Source organism: Ruegeria sp. H8 (assembly GCF_056532905.1).
This window is the reverse complement of record NZ_JBQFNY010000009.1, coordinates 112,724-133,576: the sequence shown is the minus strand read 5'-3', so window position 1 is coordinate 133,576 and position 20,853 is coordinate 112,724. Positions and strand designations below refer to the sequence as shown.

The 20,853-nt window shown below is 58.0% G+C and carries 24 protein-coding genes; 11 read left to right on the top strand and 13 right to left on the bottom strand.

Annotation, left to right across the window (positions count from 1 at the left end):
- The 3 genes from ACR0A2_RS18470 to parC all read right to left on the bottom strand — a co-directional run.
- The coding region (locus ACR0A2_RS18470; protein WP_215675807.1) for a GTP-binding protein at positions 1 to 91 on the bottom strand (91 nt) is incomplete at its 3' end.
- A 115-nt stretch (positions 92 to 206) separates the two neighbouring features.
- On the bottom strand, positions 207 to 797 hold the full coding sequence (locus ACR0A2_RS18465; protein ID WP_480447484.1) for a hypothetical protein: 591 nt from the start codon (positions 795 to 797) through the stop codon (positions 207 to 209).
- A 96-nt stretch (positions 798 to 893) separates the two neighbouring features.
- Entirely contained in the window at positions 894 to 3,242 is a 2,349-nt protein-coding gene (parC, locus tag ACR0A2_RS18460; RefSeq protein ID WP_480836636.1) for a DNA topoisomerase IV subunit A, read from the bottom strand.
- A gap of 203 nt (positions 3,243 to 3,445) precedes the next feature.
- Between parC and ACR0A2_RS18455 the strand changes: the two genes are divergently transcribed.
- The 6 genes from ACR0A2_RS18455 (at position 3,446) to ACR0A2_RS18430 (ending at position 7,706) form a co-directional block, all read left to right on the top strand.
- Positions 3,446 to 4,075: an SH3 domain-containing protein gene (locus ACR0A2_RS18455; RefSeq protein ID WP_253285116.1), complete on the top strand. Its 630-nt coding sequence runs from the start codon at positions 3,446 to 3,448 to the stop codon at positions 4,073 to 4,075.
- 69 nt (positions 4,076 to 4,144) lie between these two features.
- The gene (locus ACR0A2_RS18450) at positions 4,145 to 4,972 is read left to right on the top strand and encodes an SDR family NAD(P)-dependent oxidoreductase (protein WP_171232673.1); all 828 of its coding nucleotides are present in this window, start codon (positions 4,145 to 4,147) and stop codon (positions 4,970 to 4,972) included.
- Positions 4,973 to 5,050: 78 nt separating this feature from the next.
- Entirely contained in the window at positions 5,051 to 5,254 is a 204-nt protein-coding gene (locus ACR0A2_RS18445) for a twin transmembrane helix small protein (RefSeq protein ID WP_152457110.1), read from the top strand.
- Complete coding sequence (locus ACR0A2_RS18440) at positions 5,255 to 5,827, top strand: cob(I)yrinic acid a,c-diamide adenosyltransferase (protein ID WP_152457109.1); 573 nt, start codon at positions 5,255 to 5,257, stop codon at positions 5,825 to 5,827.
- A gap of 191 nt (positions 5,828 to 6,018) precedes the next feature.
- On the top strand, positions 6,019 to 6,777 hold the full coding sequence (locus ACR0A2_RS18435) for an electron transfer flavoprotein subunit beta/FixA family protein (protein ID WP_152457108.1): 759 nt from the start codon (positions 6,019 to 6,021) through the stop codon (positions 6,775 to 6,777).
- A complete protein-coding gene (locus ACR0A2_RS18430) occupies positions 6,777 to 7,706 on the top strand; it encodes an electron transfer flavoprotein subunit alpha/FixB family protein (RefSeq protein ID WP_480447479.1) in 930 nt (309 codons plus the stop codon). Before ACR0A2_RS18435 ends, ACR0A2_RS18430 begins: the two co-directional genes overlap by 1 nt.
- A 50-nt stretch (positions 7,707 to 7,756) precedes the next feature.
- Here ACR0A2_RS18430 and ACR0A2_RS18425 read toward each other — a convergent pair whose 3' ends face one another.
- Positions 7,757 to 8,560, bottom strand: a complete 804-nt coding sequence (locus ACR0A2_RS18425; protein ID WP_480836632.1) for a DUF6473 family protein — start codon at positions 8,558 to 8,560, stop codon at positions 7,757 to 7,759.
- A 162-nt stretch (positions 8,561 to 8,722) separates the two neighbouring features.
- On the opposite strand from ACR0A2_RS18425, the gene ACR0A2_RS18420 reads away from it, so the two are divergent.
- Positions 8,723 to 9,598, top strand: a complete 876-nt coding sequence (locus tag ACR0A2_RS18420) for a 3-hydroxybutyryl-CoA dehydrogenase (RefSeq protein ID WP_152457106.1) — start codon at positions 8,723 to 8,725, stop codon at positions 9,596 to 9,598.
- A 54-nt stretch (positions 9,599 to 9,652) separates the two neighbouring features.
- Here the strand turns inward: ACR0A2_RS18420 and ACR0A2_RS18415 are convergent, their stop codons facing one another.
- Genes ACR0A2_RS18415 through ACR0A2_RS18380 form a run of 8 tightly spaced genes read right to left on the bottom strand, consistent with a single transcriptional unit; the run spans position 9,653 to position 15,420 of the window.
- Positions 9,653 to 10,552 carry a lysophospholipid acyltransferase family protein gene (locus tag ACR0A2_RS18415; protein WP_480836630.1) on the bottom strand — a complete coding sequence of 300 codons (900 nt, stop codon included), beginning with the start codon at positions 10,550 to 10,552 and terminating at the stop codon, positions 9,653 to 9,655.
- A gap of 39 nt (positions 10,553 to 10,591) precedes the next feature.
- Positions 10,592 to 10,861 (bottom strand): HPr family phosphocarrier protein, encoded by a 270-nt coding sequence (locus ACR0A2_RS18410; RefSeq protein WP_152457104.1) that lies wholly within the window; start codon positions 10,859 to 10,861, stop codon positions 10,592 to 10,594.
- 16 nt (positions 10,862 to 10,877) lie between these two features.
- Positions 10,878 to 11,270: a PTS sugar transporter subunit IIA gene (locus ACR0A2_RS18405; protein WP_152457103.1), complete on the bottom strand. Its 393-nt coding sequence runs from the start codon at positions 11,268 to 11,270 to the stop codon at positions 10,878 to 10,880.
- Positions 11,267 to 12,148, bottom strand: coding sequence for an RNase adapter RapZ (gene rapZ, locus ACR0A2_RS18400; RefSeq protein ID WP_171120239.1), 882 nt, complete (start codon positions 12,146 to 12,148; stop codon positions 11,267 to 11,269). Before rapZ ends, ACR0A2_RS18405 begins: the two co-directional genes overlap by 4 nt.
- Positions 12,145 to 12,615: an HPr kinase/phosphorylase gene (locus tag ACR0A2_RS18395; RefSeq protein WP_480836628.1), complete on the bottom strand. Its 471-nt coding sequence runs from the start codon at positions 12,613 to 12,615 to the stop codon at positions 12,145 to 12,147. Before ACR0A2_RS18395 ends, rapZ begins: the two co-directional genes overlap by 4 nt.
- Before the next feature lie 4 nt (positions 12,616 to 12,619).
- The gene (locus tag ACR0A2_RS18390) at positions 12,620 to 14,338 is read right to left on the bottom strand and encodes a sensor histidine kinase (protein ID WP_152457100.1); all 1,719 of its coding nucleotides are present in this window, start codon (positions 14,336 to 14,338) and stop codon (positions 12,620 to 12,622) included.
- A 32-nt stretch (positions 14,339 to 14,370) separates the two neighbouring features.
- Entirely contained in the window at positions 14,371 to 15,075 is a 705-nt protein-coding gene (locus tag ACR0A2_RS18385; protein ID WP_480836625.1) for a response regulator transcription factor, read from the bottom strand.
- 21 nt (positions 15,076 to 15,096) lie between these two features.
- Complete coding sequence (locus ACR0A2_RS18380) at positions 15,097 to 15,420, bottom strand: hypothetical protein (RefSeq protein ID WP_171169149.1); 324 nt, start codon at positions 15,418 to 15,420, stop codon at positions 15,097 to 15,099.
- On the opposite strand from ACR0A2_RS18380, the gene ACR0A2_RS18375 reads away from it, so the two are divergent.
- From ACR0A2_RS18375 to ACR0A2_RS18365, 3 genes are all read left to right on the top strand, one after another.
- Complete coding sequence (locus tag ACR0A2_RS18375; protein WP_171205751.1) at positions 15,419 to 17,017, top strand: phosphoenolpyruvate carboxykinase; 1,599 nt, start codon at positions 15,419 to 15,421, stop codon at positions 17,015 to 17,017. The two genes, ACR0A2_RS18380 and ACR0A2_RS18375, sit on opposite strands and share 2 nt — an antisense overlap.
- Positions 17,018 to 17,375: 358 nt before the next feature.
- A complete protein-coding gene (locus tag ACR0A2_RS18370; protein ID WP_152457096.1) occupies positions 17,376 to 17,666 on the top strand; it encodes a hypothetical protein in 291 nt (96 codons plus the stop codon).
- Positions 17,667 to 17,690: 24 nt separating this feature from the next.
- The gene (locus tag ACR0A2_RS18365; RefSeq protein WP_371813344.1) at positions 17,691 to 18,245 is read left to right on the top strand and encodes a hypothetical protein; all 555 of its coding nucleotides are present in this window, start codon (positions 17,691 to 17,693) and stop codon (positions 18,243 to 18,245) included.
- A gap of 4 nt (positions 18,246 to 18,249) precedes the next feature.
- Here ACR0A2_RS18365 and ACR0A2_RS18360 read toward each other — a convergent pair whose 3' ends face one another.
- Complete coding sequence (locus tag ACR0A2_RS18360; protein ID WP_480836622.1) at positions 18,250 to 19,014, bottom strand: sulfite exporter TauE/SafE family protein; 765 nt, start codon at positions 19,012 to 19,014, stop codon at positions 18,250 to 18,252.
- A 144-nt stretch (positions 19,015 to 19,158) separates the two neighbouring features.
- Between ACR0A2_RS18360 and ACR0A2_RS18355 the strand changes: the two genes are divergently transcribed.
- The gene (locus ACR0A2_RS18355) at positions 19,159 to 20,850 is read left to right on the top strand and encodes an acyl-CoA dehydrogenase family protein (RefSeq protein ID WP_480836621.1); all 1,692 of its coding nucleotides are present in this window, start codon (positions 19,159 to 19,161) and stop codon (positions 20,848 to 20,850) included.
- Positions 20,851 to 20,853: the final 3 nt, after the last annotated feature.

Below are 20,853 nucleotides of genomic sequence, written 5' to 3'. Positions count from 1 at the left end.
CTGCGGTCAGCGTGGTCTTGCCGTGGTCAACGTGGCCAATCGTGCCGATGTTGACGTGCGGTTTTGTACGCTCAAACTTTTCCTTTGCCATTCCTCAGGCGCCCTTTTGCGATTTGGGGGACCCTTGGTCCCGTGGTTACATCTGCGCGCGCGGAATATTTGGTTCAAAGGGGAAAATCAAGCACATCCTGAGGGAAATGCGCCGATCACGTTGGATTTTGCGTGACCTCGACGGATTCTAGAGGCTGGATCAGGTCCGGCCGCCGGTCGAACCAGCCATTTTCCTTGTGCTCTTCAGCCAGCCATTCCTCGACCCGGTCGGCAATTTTGAGGGCCAGACCGCTCATCTGTTCTTCTTTTGTGCGCTCATGCCCCGATCCTTTGAGGGCACTTCCGCCGGTGGTGTCTTCCAGCACCTGGAATTGCTTACCCTTGGCCAGAAACTCTTTTTTCTTCACGTCATAGACGTTGACCAACACAATCGCAGTGCTTTTGGGGTTGTAGATCACAGGGATCCCCGGCGGGGCCAGCATGTAACCCTCAAGGCTGATGCCAAGGTCATATTCCTGTTTGCCTACGTAACGCCCCAGACGAATATCAACCGCGTTCTGGATCGCCTTCGTCCATTCGTCAGGTGTGGCGTCCCGCGATACAGGTCCCTGAACGGCCTTGTCCGCAAAGGCATAATTCACACGAAGCTTGAATTCTCCTAGGGATTCAGGCGGCTCATACACCTGTGTCTGTGTGCAAGCGGCCATCAGGGCCAGTCCGGTGATCAGCGTCAGAATGCGCAACATGTCTCGTCTCGATAGGCCTGTTTTTTGTTGATCTAGCGCACCGATACGGGTTGTGCAAAGCCGTATCGGCGGAAATTCACCCGCGAAGCAGCGCGATCACGAAAACTTATAGTCGCGCGGGAAGCCATAGGGCGGTTTTTTCCCGACACTGGCTCGTTTTGCCAGCCATTGCGTCATATCCGCCTCATGTCGGGTCTTGTCGCCGCCCATGGACCATTTCAGGCCTTCTTCCCAGTTGAAGGTCGTTACATCCGACAATCCGCCATCCAGCTCGAGCGTTCCCTGCCGGCCGCGTGCCATATTGTACTTTTGCAAACGCACGCCTTTTCCGCGCGTCATCTCGGGCAGTTCCTGGGTTGGGAAAACCAGGAACTTGCCGTTTTGCGACACCACGGCGACGTGGTCGCCCGCGACCGGCTTGCAGATCATCGCGGTCTCGTCACCCTTGACGTTCAGCACCTGTTTGCCGTTGCGCGTCTGCGCCAGCACGTCATCTTCCGGCACCATAAAGCCGTTGCCCGCGTCCGAGGCCACCAGCAGCTTGCGCCCCGGCTTGTGGATCAGAATGTCGATGATCTGCGCCTCGTTCGGCAGGTCGACTATCAGGCGCAAGGGCTCGCCCATGCCGCGCCCGCCGGGCAGGTTGGCTGCGCTGACGGTATAGAATCGGCCATTCGAGGCAAAGACCAGCAACCGGTCGGTCGTTTCCGCGTGGAAGATGAAACGCGGGCCGTCGCCGTCCTTGAACTTCAACTCGCGCTTCAGGTCGATATGGCCGGTCATGGCGCGAATCCAGCCCATCTGCGAGCAGACGACCGTAATCGGTTCCTTGTCGATCATCGCCTCAAGCGGCACTTCCTCGACCTGCCCCGCCTCGGCAAATCTGGTGCGGCGTGCACCGCCTTCGTAGTCTTTGCCAAAGGTCTTCTTCGTCTCTTTCAATTGCTCGGCAATCTTGGCCCATTGCAGGGCGGGATCGGCCAGCAGATCTTCGAGATTGGCGCGCTCTTCCATCAGCGCGTCACGTTCGCGAACCAGCTCCATCTCTTCCAGACGACGCAAGGAGCGCAGGCGCATATTGAGGATGGCGTCGACCTGAACTTCTGACAGCTCGCCCTCGCCCGGCTTGGGTGTGACGTAGTCAGATTCATCGGTGGCGCGAACGTGGTCGATGCCCCAGTCCTCGCGCATCAGCGCGGCCTTGGGGTCGTCGTCATAACGGATGATGTCGATTACACGGTCGAGGTTCAGGAAGGCGACGATAAAGCCTTCGAGCACTTCCAACCGGTGGTCGATCTTGGCCATGCGGTGACGCGAGCGGCGCAGCAGCACCTCTTGCCGGTGATCGAGGAAGGCGCGCAACACTTCCTTCATCGAACAGACCTTGGGTGTCACCCCATCGATCAATACGTTCATGTTCAGGCTGAACCGCACCTCGAGGTCCGAGTTGCGATAAAGCATGCCCATCAGCACCTCGGGGTCCACGTTTTTCGAACGCGGTTCAAGGATCAGACGGATATCGTCGGCGGATTCGTCGCGCACATCTGCGAGGATCGGGATTTTCTTGGTTTGGATCAGTTCCGCGATCTTTTCGATCAGCTTGGATTTCTGAACCTGATAGGGAATCTCGGTGACCACGATCTGCCACTGGCCGCGCCCCAGATCCTCGACCTCGAACTTGCAGCGCAGCCGAAACGAGCCGCGCCCTGTGCGATAGGCCTGCGCGATGTTCTCGGGCGGTTCGACGATCACGCCACCGGTCGGAAAATCCGGGCCGGGGACATAGTTCAGCAACGTGTCGTCCCGCGCGTCAGGCGTTTTGATCAGGTGCAGGCAGGCGTCGCAAAGCTCCGAGATATTGTGCGGTGGGATGTTGGTCGCCATGCCGACGGCGATACCGCTGGCGCCGTTGGCCAAGAGATTCGGAAACTGCGCAGGCAGCACCACCGGTTCAGTCAGCGTGCCATCATAGTTGTCGCGGAAATCCACGGCGTCTTCGTTCAGACCTTCCAGCAGCGCCTCGGCCACGATGGTCATCCGCGCCTCGGTATATCGCGAGGCCGCCGGGTTGTCGCCGTCGATATTCCCGAAATTCCCCTGCCCGTCGACCAGCGGGTAACGCACGTTGAAGTCCTGCGCCAGGCGCGCCATTGCGTCGTAAATCGCGGCGTCGCCATGCGGGTGGTAATTGCCCATCACGTCGCCGGAAATCTTGGCGGACTTGCGAAAACCTCCGGTTGCACTGAGTCGCAGCTCTCTCATCGCATAGAGGATTCGCCGGTGCACCGGCTTCAATCCGTCCCGCGCGTCCGGCAGGGCGCGGTGCATGATGGTGGACAGCGCATAGGTCAGGTAACGCTCGCCTATCGCGCGGCGCAGCGGTTCTGCAACCTCACCCCCGTGGTCGGGGGCCTCCATGTTGGGGTCGTCGATCGTATCGTTCATATATGATGTGATACGACGCAAGAACGCCTTGGTAAAGCAAGCAACGCGTATTTTACTGGGGACAAGTCGGGCTTTTTGCAACAGGGGGAGGCAAGTCGGTGTTTTCCCCGAATTTTCGACTCTGCCCTTCTATTATGCTACCATTCCAACAATTGAATGATTGCTGCCTATTTTGTTGTTACGATTGAATTGGGGGATGCGCCATGACGCGCCTTGTACTTGTTACTTTCGCCGCACTCGGCTGGACTTTTTACGTGATGAGCGGAGGTCCTGACTTTGAGCCGCGCGGAGTCCGCACTGCGGAGCCCGAGCGTGTTGCCATTGCCCCGAGACCTTCAAGGCCGGCTATCGAATCCGCGCCCGCCGAAACTCTGGTCGCGCGTGCTGCGGTAAAGCCTCCGGCGCCAGTCGCACCGGTCACTGAACCCGTGGCCGAGCTGGACGAAGCAGAAACCAAGGCGCTGTTGTCGCAAGTCGCAGCTGGCCTGAAGGCAAACCCCTCACTGTTCGCTGACGAAAACGTCACTCTGACCCTTGCGTCGCTGGAACAGGGTCTGGCCTCTCTCGAACAGGTCACCACCGACGCCGAGCTGCCAACGGTTGAACTGCCCGCCCCTGTCGAGGCCGCCAAGGATATCCGTGAAATTTCGGGAACCCGCGTGAACCTGCGTGATGGGCCGGGGACGATCTATCCGATCATCGGCAAAGCCAGGATCGGCCAGCAGGTTGAGGTATTCGGGGATTCAGGTACCGGCTGGTTGCGCCTGCGCGTGTTGCCGGGGCAACAGGTTGGGTGGATTTCGGCATCACTCGTCCGGAAAACAACGAACTGACATCGAAGTGTCATTGCCCTGCCGCAAACCCCGCCATAGCTATGGGCGGGGATCAGGCTCGGAAGGCATATGCAGAAATCGATTCTTATCACGGGATGCTCGTCAGGCATCGGTCTGGACGCGGCACACGGTATGCGTGCAAGAGGCTGGCGCGTTTTTGCATCCTGCCGCCAGCAACGCGACTGTGATCGCCTACGCGCACAAGGCTTTGAAAGCCCCAGAATCGACTACACTGATGCAGACAGCATTACATCGGGTTTGTCCCACGTTCTCGAGGCTACAGGCGGCTCGCTGGATGCCCTTTTCAACAATGGTGCACATGGCTTGCCCGGCGCGGTCGAGGATGTTCCGACGGATGGCCTGCGCCATATATTTGAGACCAATGTCTTTGGTTGGCACGAGCTGACCCGACAGGTCATTCCCGTCATGCGGGAACAGGGTCATGGCCGGATTGTGCAGTGTTCCTCGGTTCTGGGGCTTGTCGCCTTCCCGTGGCGCGGCGCGTATGTCGCCACAAAATACGCGATCGAAGGGCTGACCGACACGCTGCGGCTGGAACTTCGGGATACCGACATTCACATCGTCTTGATCGAGCCCGGCCCCATCACCTCAAAACTCCGGGAAAAGGCGATCCCATTGTTCGAGAAATACATCGACTGGGAAAACTCGGCCATTCGGGAGAAGTATGAAGGCTCACTGCTGAAGCGCCTTTATGAAAGCAGTGGGCCAGACCGATTTGAACTGCCCGCCTCTGCCGTCACGGACAAGCTGGCCCATGCGGTCGAGGCCCGACGCCCCAAACCACGTTACTATGTGACCACTCCGACATATATCGCCGGGATACTGCGCCGCATTCTGCCTACAAACGCCTCTGATCGAATCCTTTCGGATATCTGAGACGATATTTCCCGTTCGCTTTTCGACGCCCTGACGCTAGATGGGTGGTAATCGAAAAAAACCGGACGGTGACTTCAAATGGACCTTGTGATGGTCATTCTGCTTCTGGCTATGGCGGCAGTTGTCGTAGTGCTGGCCTTAGGCATCGCGAATTTTGGCAAAGGCGGCATGGAAGCGGCCAAGAAAAGCAACAAGATGATGCGCCTGCGCATCCTCTTTCAGTTCATCGCCGTGTTGCTGATCGTGCTTTTCGTGTATCTGCGCGGACAGGGAGTTCAATAAATGGTCGTACTCAACAAAATCTACACACGCACTGGCGATGACGGGAAAACCGCCCTAGGCAACGGAGAGCGCGTGGCAAAATATTCGGGCCGCGTCGCAGCCTATGGCACCGTGGACGAACTGAACGCTTTTGTCGGCGTGGCACGGACCGAGGCCGAAGGTGATGTCGAAACCGCGCTGTCGCGCATTCAAAATGACCTGTTCGATCTGGGTGCCGACTTCTGTCGCCCCGACATGGAAAAAGACGCCGAGGCCGATTATCCCCCCCTACGCATCGTGCCTGCCCAGATCGACCGGTTGGAAGCCGAGATCGACGCAATGAACGAGACGCTGGAACCCCTGCGCAGCTTCATCCTGCCCGGTGGCTCGCGTCTGGCAGCACATCTGCACGTCTGCCGGACCGTTTCACGTCGGGCGGAACGGCTTGCGGTCGAGCTGACGAATATGGAGCCCGTCAACGACGTGGCGGTCAAATACCTCAACCGTCTCAGCGACTGGTTCTTTGTTGCAGCACGCTGCGCAAACGCAAACGGCAAAGACGACGTGTTGTGGGTTCCGGGCGCGAACCGCTGATCGCGAAATACAGAGTCGCGGGTAATATTCTTTCGCCACTTGGCAAAAAAATTGCAAAACGCGACGTCCCGACGCCATGACGTGACGATTTTGCTCTGTTGTGCCACTGCGGCAGGCGCTATCTAGTCGGTCGAGAGCATTGGTGGAGTCGCCTGCGCGGCTTACCGTTTTTTTGAGGAGAAAGCGCTACAATGAAGGTACTGGTGCCTGTCAAACGCGTGATTGACTACAATGTGAAGGTCCGCGTGAAAGCGGACGGTAGCGGTGTTGATCTCGCCAATGTCAAAATGTCGATGAACCCGTTCGACGAAATTGCAGTAGAGGAAGCGATCCGCCTGAAAGAAGCTGGCAAGGCCGACGAAGTCGTTGCTGTTTCGATCGGCGTGAAGCAGGCGCAGGAAACCTTGCGCACCGCGCTGGCCATGGGTGCGGACCGCGCAATCCTGGTTGTGGCGGCTGACGATGTACACACCGATATCGAGCCTCTGGCGGTTGCCAAGATCCTGGCCAAAGTGGTCGAGGAAGAGCAGCCCGGCATTGTTCTGGCAGGCAAGCAGGCGATCGACAACGACATGAACGCCACTGGCCAGATGCTGTCGGCGCTGCTGGGTTGGTCCCAGGGCACCTTTGCGTCCGAGCTGGACATCGAAGGCGACACCGCCAAGGTCACCCGCGAGGTCGATGGCGGGTTGCAGACCATCAGCGTCAAGATGCCCGCCATCATCACCGTTGACCTGCGCCTGAACGAGCCGCGCTATGCGTCGCTGCCCAACATCATGAAGGCGAAGAAGAAGCCGCTGGATGAAAAAACCGCCGCCGATTACGGCGTCGACGTCACGCCGCGTCTGGAAATCGTCAAAACCGAAGAGCCGCCGGCACGCGCGGCAGGCATCATCGTGGGCTCGGTTGACGAGCTGGTCGAGAAACTCAAAGAAGCGGGGGCTGTGTAATGGCTGTACTTCTGCTTGCCGAAGTGAACAACGGCGAACTGGCGATGGATGCGACCGCAAAGGCCGTGACCGCCGCGAAAGTGCTGGGTGACGTAACCGTTCTGGCCGCAGGCGGGTCTGCCGCTGCTGCCGGTGAGGCCGCGGCCAAGATCGACGGTGTCTCCAAGGTTCTGGTCGCCGAGGATCCGTCGCTGGGCCACCGCCTGGCGGAATCGACCGCAGCCCTGATCGTGGGCCTGGCCGATGGCTACGAGCACATCGTGGCACCGGCCACCACCGACGCCAAGAACGTGATGCCCCGCGTTGCAGCCCTGCTGGACGTAATGGTGATCTCGGATGCCTCCGGCGTGGTTGACGGCTCGACCTTCGAGCGCCCGATCTACGCGGGCAACGCGATCCAGACCGTCAAGTCGAACGACGCCAAGAAGGTTGTCACCCTGCGGACCGCCAGCTTTGACGCGGCCGGCGAAGGCGGCTCGGCCCCAGTTGAAACCGTTTCGGTTCCGGGCTCCGAAGGTCTGTCGTCGTGGGTCGAGGACAAGGTTGCCGAAAGCGACCGTCCGGAACTAACCTCGGCGGGCGTTGTTGTTTCGGGCGGCCGTGGTGTCGGCTCGGAAGAGGACTTCAAACTGATCGAAACGCTGGCCGACAAGCTGGGTGCGGCGGTTGGTGCGTCGCGTGCGGCCGTTGACTCGGGCTATGCGCCGAACGACTGGCAGGTGGGTCAGACCGGCAAGGTTGTTGCCCCGGATCTGTATGTCGCCGTCGGTATTTCGGGCGCAATTCAGCACCTGGCCGGCATGAAGGACTCGAAGGTCATCGTGGCGATCAACAAGGACGAAGAGGCGCCGATCTTCCAGGTCGCCGATTTCGGCCTGGTCGCAGACCTTTTCCAGGCGGTACCGGAACTGACCGAAAAGCTCGGCTGAACCGGATATCCGGATTGATCTGCAAAGGCTCGCCAACAGGCGGGCCTTTTTCAGTTCAGGTTCCGCAAGGCGATCATCAGGTGTTCAGCAATTTCTCGGTGCGCGGACGGGCCGATCATATGTTCCGCAATCGGCTGCTGAAGCGTTCCGAACATAACATCTTCGAGAGCATCCGATCGCGCGGATACAGCGACCGAAACCTCGACGACATCAGCGCATAGCGGGCGTAGCTGTTCGATCATGTCGGCATCGGGCACGATATGGTCGACATGCGATCCGGTTTGCCGCTGCACATGCAGCCAAAGCAGGACAACGCCGGGTTCGATCCGTTCTATCAAGTCCCCGGTGGCGCGTATCCAGACCTCTCGCAGTTCCTGCGCTACGACTTCGATTCGAGCGTCTTCTGTTGCGCTCAGCCGCTCCAACAAATGGCGCACAAAATGGATTTCCGTGAAGTCAACATCCGGGTACAGCCCCAGCAAGTCCGCGGTGGGTTCAAGGAACCGATCGTTGCGACGCGGGTGTACGCGGTAAAACCGGTTCGATTGGCGCAGAAGATCGGGCACTTGCAACACGCATAGGTCTGACTGATTGGCCAGAGTCAGCACCCCGGGATCAGTGGACAACGCTTCGATTCCGCAAAACAGGCTGCCGAAGTTGGCGCATGGCTTTCCCAATCGCTTCTCAAGCACGGCAGGAAACGGGTTATCGACGAATCTGCCGAAAGTTTCCTCTCCTCCCAGACAGGCCACATAGGGCTGATCCAACGTGCCGGGTGGACCCCGGAACCAAAGTTTCGAATTGGCATATTGGCAGGCGGACTCCCTACCGCTGTTTGCCTGATGAAAGCTCATATCAAGCCCCCGTTTTCTCACCCGGTGCCATCTTGTGGTCATAGATATTGAGATTTTCCTAATGCGCGCATTTGAAGCGAAATTGACCGCCTTGATCCTCTTGCCGCCTGCCCCGGTCTGCCGATACTGTCGCGGTATCCTACAGGGCAAAGGCAGCTGAACATGGAAGTTAAATCGGTCGGGGTGATTGGTGCGGGGCAAATGGGCAACGGCATTGCCCATGTTATGGCGTTGGCGGGATACGACGTCTTGCTGAACGATGTCAGCCAGGATGCTCTGGAAAACGCCATTGCCACGATCGAAGGTAACCTGGCGCGGCAGGCGTCGCGTGGCAAAATCACCGACGAGGCGATGAAGGCTGCGCTGAAACGGATTACGACCACGCTTGATCTGCCGAAACTGGGTCAAACCGATCTGGTTATTGAGGCAGCAACCGAGCGGGAAACGATCAAGCAGGCGATTTTCGAGGACCTCCAACCGCACCTGCTGCCGCATACGATTCTGACGTCAAATACATCCTCGATTTCCATCACCCGCCTGGCAAGCCGCACGGATCGGCCCGAACGGTTCATGGGTTTTCATTTCATGAACCCTGTCCCTGTTATGCAATTGGTGGAATTGATCCGCGGCATCGCCACGGACGAAGAAACCTTCAACGCCTGCAAAGCGGTGGTGGATCGGTTGGGCAAAACGGCGGCCAGCGCCGAGGACTTTCCAGCCTTTATCGTGAACCGGATCCTGATGCCCATGATCAACGAGGCGGTCTACACACTCTATGAAGGTGTGGGGAACGTTCAATCCATCGACCAGTCCATGAAACTTGGGGCGAATCATCCCATGGGCCCGCTGGAGCTGGCGGATTTCATCGGGTTGGATACCTGTCTGGCAATCATGAACGTGCTGCATGACGGGTTGGCCGATACCAAATATCGTCCCTGCCCTCTCCTGACGAAATATGTCGAGGCCGGGTGGCTGGGGCGCAAGACCGAGCGCGGTTTTTATGATTATCGTGGGGAAGTTCCGGTACCGACACGCTGAAGGGGGCCAGCCCCCCTCGCCCCCGGGATATTTTTGGCCAGATGAAGACGCGGATCAGGTCTGCTCCGACTTGCCCAGAGACATGGTGTGATTTCTGAGCCAGACCATGAAACCGCGCGGATCGCGCTCCAGCAACTCCATATCGTGGTCCGAAATCGGTTCGCCGATCACCGGCGACTGGGGTTTGTTGCAGGATCGGACGATCTCATGCAGCAACAATCCCTGCCGTAGAATTGCAGAGACACGGTTGGCGATCTGATACCAGCGTGAATTGCAGCCCGGAAAGAAAATCGGGACCACACGCGCGCCGGAACGGCGGATCATCTTGGCAGTGAACACGTTCCAGTCCCGCTCGATCGCAGGCCCGAACCAATCATCCGAGGACATCACAACACCGGATGGGAACAGCGCCACAACGCCGCCGTTTTTGAGATGCTCCATGGCTTTGCCGCGCATTTCCAGCATCTTGGCCTGCGCCTCGGGGTCATGTGGGAACGGAACCGGAATCATGAATGACGTGGCCGCTTCGTCCAGACCCGTCAGAACTGAACGGGTCAGGATGCGGTAATCGCTGCGTACCCGGCCGATCAGTTCCGCCAGAATCATGCCATCGACCATACCGTGCGGGTGGTTGGCGACGACGACAACCGGGCCGGTCTTGGGAATGCGGTCAATCTGTTCCTGCGGTGTGGTCAGGTCGATTCCCATAGTCTTGAGGGCACCGCCCCAGAACCGCTGGCCGCGATAGTATTCGTTCTTTTTTTCGAACTTGTTGACCATGCGCAAAATGGTCAGCTTGCCTGTGCACCACTCGATGGCCCGAATGGCGGTCGCTGTCCAGGCATCGTCGAATGAATTCGCATAGGTCAGCGTTCTACGGTCGTAGATCTCACCCTGATCTGTGGTCCCATCCACCACCGGGTTTGTCTTGGTCTCGTGCGTCGTTTCCGCCAATTCCTGGTCTTCCCGTTCTTCCTGTCCCGGCGGGGTGGCTTAGAACCCCTCTCCGAACTTGTCGTTCACAAGCGTTTCCAGAGCTTCTGCCAATGCCTCAGCATCCGGCCCGGACGTCTCGACGTCAATAGTTGTTCCGCGCGATGCTGCCAACATCAAAAGGCCCATGATGCTGTCGCCTGATGCAGAAAGTCCGTCTTTTGACACCTCAGCATGTGCATCGAAACCCTCTACAACCTCAACCAGCTTTGCCGAGGCGCGTGCATGCAGGCCCTTTTCATTGATAATTTTCAGGCTTCGGCTCGTCATATTCAATAATCCGTTTTTAATCCAATGTCACATTCTGCGCATTGATGTACTTCCGTCCAGCCTCCATTGCCTGACGGACGGCATCACCAATGGGCAAGTGGCGACTTTTGGCCAATTTGATCAGCATCGGCAGGTTTGCCCCATACAGAATACGCCGGTCCTGAGGCGCGCAGGCACGCAGACTGAGATTCGAGGGGCTTCCGCCAAAGAGGTCGGTGACAACAACGACACCATCGCCGGTGTCCACTTCGTCAGCGGCACGGCAGATTTCGGCCTGTTTTTCGTCCCGGTCATGGTCAGCCTCGATCGCGACCGCCACGAGGCTGGCCTGTGGTCCGACCACGTGTTGTGTGGCGGCCAGGTATTCCTGAGCCAACCCACCATGTGCAACGATCACAATTCCGATCAATCCGACCTCACATTCAACGACCGACGTTCCATCTCGCGATGCCTAATTGCCACCTGCTGCCCATCTTCCGCAAGGGCCTTTGCAACGGCCTCTGCCAGGGCAACTGATCTGTGCTGGCCCCCTGTGCACCCAAACGCCACGGAAAGATGCGCTTTGCCCTCGGCCCGAAAGGCCGGCAGCAACAGGGTCAGCAAGTCCAGCACACGTTCAAAAAACGGTAAGTAGTTAGCGTCTGACTGCACATAGTGCGCAACGTCAGGGTTTCGACCATCCGCTGCGCGAAATTCCGGGCGCCAGTACGGATTCGCCAGAAACCTGCAATCGAACACCATGTCCAATCCACGCGGAAGGCCACGTTTGTAAGAAAAGGATTCGATGGAAACCGCCAGATGCCGCCCGCCTTGCGGGGCGAACCAGTGCTCGACCTCTTCCCGCAGCTGATGCACGTTCAGAAGGCTGGTGTCGATCAGCGTATCCGCAATCTCTCGTATCGGCGCCAGCAGCTCTTTTTCGCGCTGAACGCCAGTTTCCGGGCTGGCATTCTTGGCGACGGGATGCCGCCTTCGGGTTTCTGAAAACCTGCGCACCAGAACATCATCACTGCAATCCAGGTACAGAACCGTCAGATCGACCTGCGCCAAGCGGCCCAGCTTTTCAGCCAATTCTATGAAACCGATCGTCGAGAAATCCCGGTTGCGGGCATCTATACCCAAAGCCATGGGACGGTCGCTGTCAGCACTGTCGAGCAAGCGCGACAAAAGACCCATCGGCAGATTGTCGATGGCTTCAAAGCCCAGATCTTCCAGCACATGAATGGCCGTGGATCTTCCTGCCCCGGAGGGCCCCGTGACAAGTACGATCCGCCTTTGCGATGTCATGTATTCGGCCATTCCGGGTTTACGCGCCCATTTCCTAGAAGCTGCATCATCGCTACAGCCAAGTTGGGCACGCCCGCGCCCCGAAGCAAGGGAACAGTTTGCCTCAGCACGGAAACCGTCAAAGGGTCGGGCAGGCGCTCGGGCTCTGGCTGATCCAGATCCACAACGTAATCCAGCGGAACCGGACCACTGGGTTCGGCTTTGATCAAACCAATTTGGCGCGCCTCGATCAAACCGCGGATCTGCGATACGGTCGAAGCGATCACCCGATTCTGCCGCATCTCTAGATTGACGCGGTCATCGGCGACCAATTTCGCACCGAACGCCATCATTTGCAACGCCAGCCCGGACTTCCCTGTGCCGGACGCACCGATGATCAAAAGCCCGCGTCCGGCAACCGAAACGCAGGAGGCATGAACACAGGCGCTGTCCTGATCTTTCGCGAGTGACAACGAATCAATATGCATGGATTTAGACGGGCAACCCCACGACAAAGCGGGCACCCAGCGGATCCGATGTGATATCGGCCTCTGTCGGGCGGATGTTCTCAGCCCAGATCACCCCGCCATGGGCTTCGACAATCTGCTTGGAGATCGCCAAACCGAGGCCAGAATTATTGCCGAAATGTTCCGCCGGACGCTGCGAGTAGAAACGCTTGAACACTTTGGTAAGCGCCTGTTCGGGAATCCCCGGGCCGGTGTCTTCGACAACCACCAGCACGCGGTTGTCCCGCTGCCGGACCCAGACGCGAATTGCGTCATTTTCCTCGCAGAACGAAATGGCGTTGGTGATCAGATTGACAAAGACCTGCGCAAGACGCGCTTCCAGCCCGTTGATCACAATTGGCTCAGAGGGCAGATCCGTAATGTAATCGATGCCCTTGGAGCGCGCATCCTCACCCAGATACTGGCCGAGATTGCCCAGCAGCTTGAGCAGGTCAAAGGGCTGCTCTTCTTCCTTGACCAGTTCCGCATCCAGACGCGACGCATTTGATATGTCGCTGACCAACCGGTCCAGACGCCGTACGTCATGCTCGATCACGTCCAGCAGCTTGTCGCGCTGATCCTCGCGCTTGACCATCCGCAACGTTCCCACGGCGGATTGCAGGCTGGCCAGCGGGTTTTTGATTTCATGGGCGACATCGGCGGCAAACTGTTCGTTTGCGTCGATCCGGTTGTAGAGCGCGGTCACCATACCCCGCAAAGCGCGGCTGAGACGTCCGATTTCATCAGGACGGGCGCTGAGGTCGGGAATGCGAATGCGCCCGGGATTGACACCCGTGCCCCGGTCCTTGCCCATCTCTGCCGCGGATGCCAGATCGGCCAGCGGGTTGGCAATGGTCGAGGCCAAGACAAGGCTGAGGCCCACGGAAACCAGCAGCGCCACGACAAACATCTGCAGAATGCGTTCCTGCTCGCGGCGGGCAAGCGCGTCGATTTCACCAGCCGGGCCGGTAATGGCCACCGCGCCGGCGGGTACATCCTGATAAAGAATTGGTGCGGCAGCCACGATGACCGTCTCACCCGCGCCATCCTGTACCGCCTGCACCTGACTTTGACCGGCAATCGCTTGTGGAATAATGGTCTGAACACGCTGCGCCAACGTCGGTGCTTCGGTTTCAGTCGACCAGTTGAGCAGGTTTGACAAACCCGTCCAAACGGCATTCAGCGTGTCGCTGATCACCGTACTGCCGGTCTGCATCTCGGCCTCGGATTGCAGAAGAACCGGCATGTCAGAGGCTTGCGGGGCACCACGTGTCCAGCCGATCAGCGTGCCACTGGCGTCATAAACAAAAACCTCGCCCCCTTCGGGCAAGGTGAGGCCAGACAGGGTATCCTTGACGTCCAGGTTCCCGGCATTCTGCCCGGATTGCTGTGCGCCCTGACGCAACTGGGTTTCAAAAACGTTGCTGACAAGTTGCGCATCGCCCAGCAGATTGCGGGCGGTCTGCTGAACCTTCTCTTTTCGCGAGTCGTCCAGATACAACAACCCGGTGACCAGGATCACCAGAGCGATCAGGTTGAACGTGATGATTTTGCGCGCCAGGGGTGAACCGCGCAGCGAAAACAGGTTTCTCCGCGATCGCTTTTCCCTCAGCTCCGCTGACTCGGGGTCCTGGGGAATGACCCAGTCATCCCCAAGAACGACGTCACCGTCGCGCAATTCGCTGGCTTGTTCGGTGTCGCGCACGAGACCCCATTACCTCTTGCAGGCGGCCGCGCCTATTCTTCGTTGTACCGGTAACCGATACCATACAAGGTCTCAATCGCCGAGAACTCGGGATCAGCCGCACGCATCTTTTTCCGCAGACGCTTTATGTGGCTGTCGATCGTCCGATCATCCACATAGACCTGATCATCATAGGCGACATCCATCAATTGGTCGCGGCTTTTGACGAATCCCGGACGTTGGGCCAGGGCCTGAAGCAGCAGGAACTCGGTCACGGTCAGGGACACATCATTGCCCTTCCAGCTGACCGCATGGCGCAGCGGATCCATTCTCAGGTCGCCGCGTTCCATGACTTTGGTTTCATTGCTGTTGGATGCGACCGCATCGCCGCTTGTCGCCTCTTGGCGGCGCAGCAAGGCCCGAATGCGTTCGACCAGCAGACGCTGCGAAAAAGGCTTCTTTACATAGTCATCCGCGCCCATGCGCAGGCCCAGCACCTCGTCGATCTCATCGTCTTTCGAGGTCAGGAAGATCACCGGCATCTGCGTCTTCTGACGCAGCCGTTGCAACAGATCCATGCCGTCCATCCGCGGCATCTTAATATCCAGAACAGCCATGTCCGGCAGTTTCTTGTTGAACGCATCCAACGCGGCCTGGCCATCATTATATGTTTCAACCTCGAAACCTTCGGCTTCGAGGGTCATGGATACAGACGTAAGAATGTTTCTATCGTCATCCACAAGTGCAATCTTTGACATCGGGCTCACCCCTATTCCTGCTCACTCGCGCAATAATTCGCTTATTTGTAAGGCATTGTTGGCGGTTTTAAGACGCCGAATCAATCCGTAACTGCGAATCATGCCTTTGTTGCGGCAGGTCTGCGGCAAATTTGCCTTGATGCCCGCAAAAATCTGCCCGCTTTTCCGACATTGAATTTCTGATGGCGCTAAACCCGAACTTGGTTGCGCTAACTGCGTCAAACCCGCCTGTTCATGCCATGAACGACCGTGATAAGACGCGCTCAGCCGCCGGTTTTCCCGGCTCACTGCCCCAAAGGCGCAACGGCCAACGACCTTCGCGCCGCCACAGGAGAAGACACACATGACATCTGGACGGGTTAACCCGCAATTCCGCCTCGAAGATCAGGGCATCGAGGGTCTGGGCAATGTCTATTACAACTTCATGGAACCGGCGCTGATCGAAGAGGCGCTGAAGCGCGGCGAAGGCACACTTGGCAATGGTGGAGCGTTCCTGGTTACCACCGGCAAGTTCACCGGCCGGTCACCCAAGGACAAACACGTCGTCAAGACCGACAGCGTTGCCGACACCATTTGGTGGGAAAACAATGCCGAAATGAGCCCCGAGGGCTTTGACGCACTGTACGAAGACATGCTGGCCCACATGAAGGGCCGCGACTATTTCGTACAGGACCTCGTCGGTGGCGCGGACCCGGCTTATGCGATCAATGTACGAATGATTACCGAACTGGCATGGCACAACCTGTTCATCCGCCACCTGCTGCGTCGCCCGGACCGCGAAGACCTGGATGAGTTCACGGCCGATTTCACCGTCATCAACTGCCCCAGCTTTCAGGCCGACCCGGCAAAGCACGGTTGCCGCAGCGAGACCGTGATTGCAATGAACTTCGACCGCAAACTGATCCTGATCGGCGGCACTGAATATGCCGGTGAAAACAAGAAGTCCGTTTTCACCCTGCTGAACTACATGCTTCCTGAAAAAGGTGTGATGCCGATGCATTGTTCGGCAAACCATGCTGTTGGCAACCCGGTCGATACGGCCGTGTTCTTTGGCCTGTCCGGCACTGGAAAGACCACCTTGTCCGCCGATCCTTCGCGCATACTGATCGGGGATGACGAGCACGGCTGGTCCGATCGCGGCACCTTCAACTTCGAAGGCGGTTGCTATGCCAAGACCATCAACCTGAATGCCGAGGCAGAGCCGGAAATCTATGCCACCACTTCGAAGTTCGGAACCGTGATCGAAAACATGGTCTTCGACCCCGAAACCAAGGAACTGGATTTCGACGATGACTCTCTGACCGCCAACATGCGCTGCGCCTATCCGCTCGAGTATATCTCGAACGCATCCAAAAGCGCTCTGGGTGGTCACCCGAAGAATATCATTATGCTGACCTGCGATGCATTTGGCGTTCTGCCACCGATCGCGCGGCTGACGCCGGCCCAGGCCATGTATCACTTCCTGTCGGGTTTCACGTCAAAAGTGGCCGGGACCGAACGCGGCATCACCGAGCCGCAGCCGACATTCTCGACCTGTTTCGGCGCGCCGTTCATGCCCCGTCGCCCTGAGGAATACGGCAACCTGTTGCGGGACAAGATCGCCCAGCACGGCGCGACCTGCTGGCTTGTGAACACCGGTTGGACCGGCGGCGCCTATGGCGTGGGCAGCCGGATGCCGATCCGCGCGACACGCGCCTTGCTGACCGCCGCTCTGGAAGGGTCTCTGCGCGACGCCGAATTCCGCAAGGATGCCAATTTCGGCTTTGACGTTCCAGTCTCTGTCCCGGGGGTTGCCGAAGTTCTGCTGGACCCGCGCCGTACCTGGGACGATCAGGCAGCCTTCGACAAACAGGCCGAAAAACTGGTGCAGATGTTTGCCGAGAACTTTGAACAATATCTGCCCTTCATTGACGACGACATCAAAGCTGTTGCAATTGGGTAAATTGGAGAAAGGGGCCACAGCGCCCCTATTTTATTTCGCCCACTGTACTTCTTGCTAAGGTTGTTTGTCGCAAAAAGCACATACAATTGCGTTGTTTCAAAATGCAATTTGCGCTAGCCCTGATAGTCGCTAAGACGAAAAAACCCGGCACTTTTGCGCCGGGCACTGACTGAAATTAGATTGGGGGTCGCTCATGTGCGCACACTCACAACGCTGGATTGAGCAACCTAATCAGTCACCTAGTCTAAGCGAGAGGGGATGAGTGTCAATACGAGACTTGCTGACTTGCGCGTCATTCAGCATGGCTCAACCAGTCGCAATTAGGCGGCAAATGACACGGCAAACGATAGGTAACATTATGACTGAGATCTCGAAACTCACCGAACTGCGCAAGCTGATGCAAAGCATGGAGCGTACATTAGGCTTGGAGAAACTATCTCCGGTTGAACGCGACATCTACTATGCCGCCGAAGAGCTTTCCAAGTCCGATCAGGAGGTGCGCACATTCGGTTTGATCGAGCACACGTTGGTTCAAAGTGTTTCGCGCCCAACATTCTTTCGCGCGCTGAAATCGCTGGTCGAAAAAGGCTATCTTTCTCAAAGCGGCAGCGCCAACCGGGGACGGTACATCGTTCATGCACCCAAATGATGCGATCCACACGCGCAAGAGGCCGTGATTACTTTGCGCGGGTGGGCTACTGAAACGCTTTTGGCCTCTTTGGCCTATGTGCTGGCGTCGTTCCTTACATTCGCCGTCCTGATGCCGTTGCAGAACGTGTTTTTCCCGGAATACCCAAGCCGCGCGAGCCTGTTGTTTCTGCCGCATGGCGTGCGGGTTCTGACAGCCTGGCTGTTGGGGTGGCGCGCCGTTTTCGCATTATTGCCCGGCGTTTTCATCGTTTTTGCCTATTTGGGTGGAACGGATGTGTTCCTGCCCAGCCGCCTGATGGCCATGGCGATTGCGGTTCTGACGGTCCCGACCGTGTTTTATCTTCTGAAGGCAATCGGGTGGGATCTGTTTCCCCGTCCGGATCGAAAGCCCTGTTGGATATGTGTGATGGGCGTCGGAATCGTAACGTCCTTCCTTGTCTCCGGGTTGACCAACCTGGCTTTTGGCAGCGCGACGGTGGAATATATCGCATTCCTGATCGGCGATATCTCGGGTTTGTTCTTCCTGATGCTGGGCCTGTATTTTGCTTTTCGGCTCGCCGACAAGCGGCCAAGTTGACGCGTTACCCCACCAAACCGCGTCGAAGCAGATTCAGGCCCGCAATCAGCAAAACGAACAAGGTCGCTTTGCGAAAACTTGCCTGATCAATACGGTCCTGCAGCTTCATGCCTATCCACATCCCGGCCAGGGCCGGAACGATCAGGGCTGCCGAAAACTCAAGTGTTTCTGCGTACAGAATGCCTGATCCAAGATGTGCGACCAGCAACAAAACCGCCCCCAAACCGTAGATTACGCCCTGAATTCGAATCTGTTCGGTCTTGGGGGTGTTCAGCGCCGTTAGATAGGCAACTGTCGGAGGCCCCCAAACTCCTGACATGCCGCCAACAAACCCGGCCACGCCACCTACCACAGCCTCGACTGCGGTCGAGGGTTGGTTCAGCGCCATTCTGAACCCCAGAACTTGTAACAGCGCAAAAACTGACACAAAGCCGCCCATCAGAACCAGAAAGACAGACCCCGGGATCAATGCGACCAACTGTGCGCTGAGCAGCAGAAGAAGACCGCCAACAACAAGGAAAACCCGAAAGCGCCGAATCGAGGCGACCGCGGCGACACGGCCACCGCGCAGGGCCTGCAGCCCATTGGTCACCAGCGTCGGCAGAATAAGTCCCGCCAGGGTCAGATCCGGCGGCAGAAATGAATTCAACCCCGACACCAAAATCATGGGCATCGCGAAACCAACCATGCCTTTGACCCATCCAGAGGCAAACGCGATTGCCATGGCCGTCAGCAGTTCCTGCGGGGAAATAATGGAAAACAGGGTCATGTCCCCTAGATATCATCTGGATTTTCTTCTGCATTGCAAAAATGTTGGGGTAATATTTGAACTTTTTCGTAGCGTAATAAGTATTTTTGTTGCGCTGCACGTGCAGCATGATATGACCAGACGACCGAGGAAAGGACGCGATTCATGGCCCACGACGGACAGGATATGACCGAGATGACAACTGCTGCAGTTTTGCCCGATCTTCTGAACTTGACCCGGGCTGCCGTACCCGCGGTAGCAGCCGTTTTTGAAAAAGCCCGCGAATCCGTGCGCGGAATGGTCTCGGCGGATGGCCGCATCACAGGTGCTTTGATTGAGGCAAACCAGACCGCCGCACATGGTCTGGCCTGGCTGGCCACGTATAATCAGTCGCTGCGACAGATGCAGCGCTGGGCCGAAGCACTTCAGGCCGAAGGCAAGTTCGGCGAACTCGAGCAGTTGCTGCACCAGATCGCCTTTGGCGAGTACCTGCATCAGGTCGCAGGTGGCATCCCGATGAACCAGGGCGAAGTCGTGCGCCTTCAGGATATGGGCCTCGGCTGGGATGCGCTGTCGGGCTTTCAGTCGTCCGAAGTACAGACCTTGATGGCGCAGGCGAATTCACAAGCCGCACGTAGCCGTTTGGTCGAGCTGATGCAGGATCAGGCCGGCGCCACCATGTTCGGCGCGTCGGGTCTGGACGAAGAACTTGAAATGATCCGCGACCAGTTCCGCCGCTATGCGCAGGAAAAGGTCGAACCTTACGCCCATGAATGGCACCTCAAGGATGAGCTGATCCCGCTGGAAATCATCGAAGAACTGGCGGAAATGGGCGTTTTCGGGCTGACCATCCCCGAAGAGTTTGGCGGTTTCGGACTGTCCAAAGCATCCATGTGCGTCGTTTCCGAAGAACTGTCGCGTGGCTATATCGGCGTGGGCTCGCTGGGCACCCGTTCGGAAATCGCGGCCGAGTTGATCATCGCCGGCGGCACGGAAGAGCAAAAGGCCAACTGGCTGCCAAAACTGGCCAGCGCCGAAATTTTGCCGACGGCTGTCTTCACTGAACCCAACACCGGCTCGGATCTTGGTAGCCTGCGGACCCGTGCCGTGAAGGACGAGAACGGTGATTACCGGATCACCGGCAACAAGACCTGGATCACCCACGCCGCGCGGACCCATGTCATGACTTTGCTGGCGCGGACCGATCCCGACAGCACCGATCACCGCGGCCTGTCCATGTTCCTGGCGGAAAAGGCGCCCGGCACGGACGACAATCCCTTCCCCACCCCCGGCATGACCGGGGGTGAGATCGAGGTTCTGGGCTATCGCGGCATGAAGGAATACGAGCTGGGCTTTGACGGCTTCCACGTCAAGGGTGAAAACCTGCTGGGCGGTGAAGAAGGCAAGGGTTTCAAACAGCTGATGGAAACCTTTGAAAGTGCCCGCATCCAGACCGCCGCGCGCGCCATCGGCGTGGCGCAAAGCGCGCTGGATATCGCCATGCAATATGCCATCGACCGCAAGCAATTCGGCAAATCGCTGATCAACTTCCCGCGTGTCTCGGGCAAGCTGGCAATGATGGCGGTCGAGATCATGATCGCGCGCCAGCTGACCTATTTCAGCGCGTGGGAAAAAGACCACGGCCAACGCTGTGATCTTGAGGCGGGCATGGCCAAGCTGCTGGGCGCCCGTGTGGCCTGGGCAGCCGCCGATAACGGGTTGCAAATCCACGGCGGGAACGGCTTTGCACTGGAATACAAGATCAGCCGCGTTCTGTGCGACGCGCGCATTCTCAACATTTTCGAAGGGGCGGCCGAGATTCAGGCACAGGTCATCGCACGACGTCTGCTCGGGTGACCG

Excerpts from the sequence above, each read along its gene's own strand:
- ACR0A2_RS18465 (WP_480447484.1), bottom strand. The coding sequence starts at position 797 with ATGTTGCGCATTCTGACGCTGATCACCGGACTGGCCCTGATGGCCGCT.
- parC (WP_480836636.1), bottom strand. The coding sequence starts at position 3,242 with ATGAACGATACGATCGACGACCCCAACATGGAGGCCCCCGACCACGGG.
- ACR0A2_RS18455 (WP_253285116.1), top strand. The coding sequence starts at position 3,446 with ATGACGCGCCTTGTACTTGTTACTTTCGCCGCACTCGGCTGGACTTTT.
- ACR0A2_RS18450 (WP_171232673.1), top strand. The coding sequence starts at position 4,145 with ATGCAGAAATCGATTCTTATCACGGGATGCTCGTCAGGCATCGGTCTG.
- ACR0A2_RS18445 (WP_152457110.1), top strand. The coding sequence starts at position 5,051 with ATGGACCTTGTGATGGTCATTCTGCTTCTGGCTATGGCGGCAGTTGTC.
- ACR0A2_RS18440 (WP_152457109.1), top strand. The coding sequence starts at position 5,255 with ATGGTCGTACTCAACAAAATCTACACACGCACTGGCGATGACGGGAAA.
- ACR0A2_RS18435 (WP_152457108.1), top strand. The coding sequence starts at position 6,019 with ATGAAGGTACTGGTGCCTGTCAAACGCGTGATTGACTACAATGTGAAG.
- ACR0A2_RS18430 (WP_480447479.1), top strand. The coding sequence starts at position 6,777 with ATGGCTGTACTTCTGCTTGCCGAAGTGAACAACGGCGAACTGGCGATG.
- ACR0A2_RS18425 (WP_480836632.1), bottom strand. The coding sequence starts at position 8,560 with ATGAGCTTTCATCAGGCAAACAGCGGTAGGGAGTCCGCCTGCCAATAT.
- ACR0A2_RS18420 (WP_152457106.1), top strand. The coding sequence starts at position 8,723 with ATGGAAGTTAAATCGGTCGGGGTGATTGGTGCGGGGCAAATGGGCAAC.
- ACR0A2_RS18410 (WP_152457104.1), bottom strand. The coding sequence starts at position 10,861 with ATGACGAGCCGAAGCCTGAAAATTATCAATGAAAAGGGCCTGCATGCA.
- rapZ (WP_171120239.1), bottom strand. The coding sequence starts at position 12,148 with ATGACATCGCAAAGGCGGATCGTACTTGTCACGGGGCCCTCCGGGGCA.
- ACR0A2_RS18395 (WP_480836628.1), bottom strand. The coding sequence starts at position 12,615 with ATGCATATTGATTCGTTGTCACTCGCGAAAGATCAGGACAGCGCCTGT.
- ACR0A2_RS18385 (WP_480836625.1), bottom strand. The coding sequence starts at position 15,075 with ATGTCAAAGATTGCACTTGTGGATGACGATAGAAACATTCTTACGTCT.
- ACR0A2_RS18375 (WP_171205751.1), top strand. The coding sequence starts at position 15,419 with ATGACATCTGGACGGGTTAACCCGCAATTCCGCCTCGAAGATCAGGGC.
- ACR0A2_RS18380 (WP_171169149.1), bottom strand. The coding sequence starts at position 15,420 with ATGTGTGTCTTCTCCTGTGGCGGCGCGAAGGTCGTTGGCCGTTGCGCC.
- ACR0A2_RS18370 (WP_152457096.1), top strand. The coding sequence starts at position 17,376 with ATGACTGAGATCTCGAAACTCACCGAACTGCGCAAGCTGATGCAAAGC.
- ACR0A2_RS18360 (WP_480836622.1), bottom strand. The coding sequence starts at position 19,014 with ATGACCCTGTTTTCCATTATTTCCCCGCAGGAACTGCTGACGGCCATG.
- ACR0A2_RS18355 (WP_480836621.1), top strand. The coding sequence starts at position 19,159 with ATGGCCCACGACGGACAGGATATGACCGAGATGACAACTGCTGCAGTT.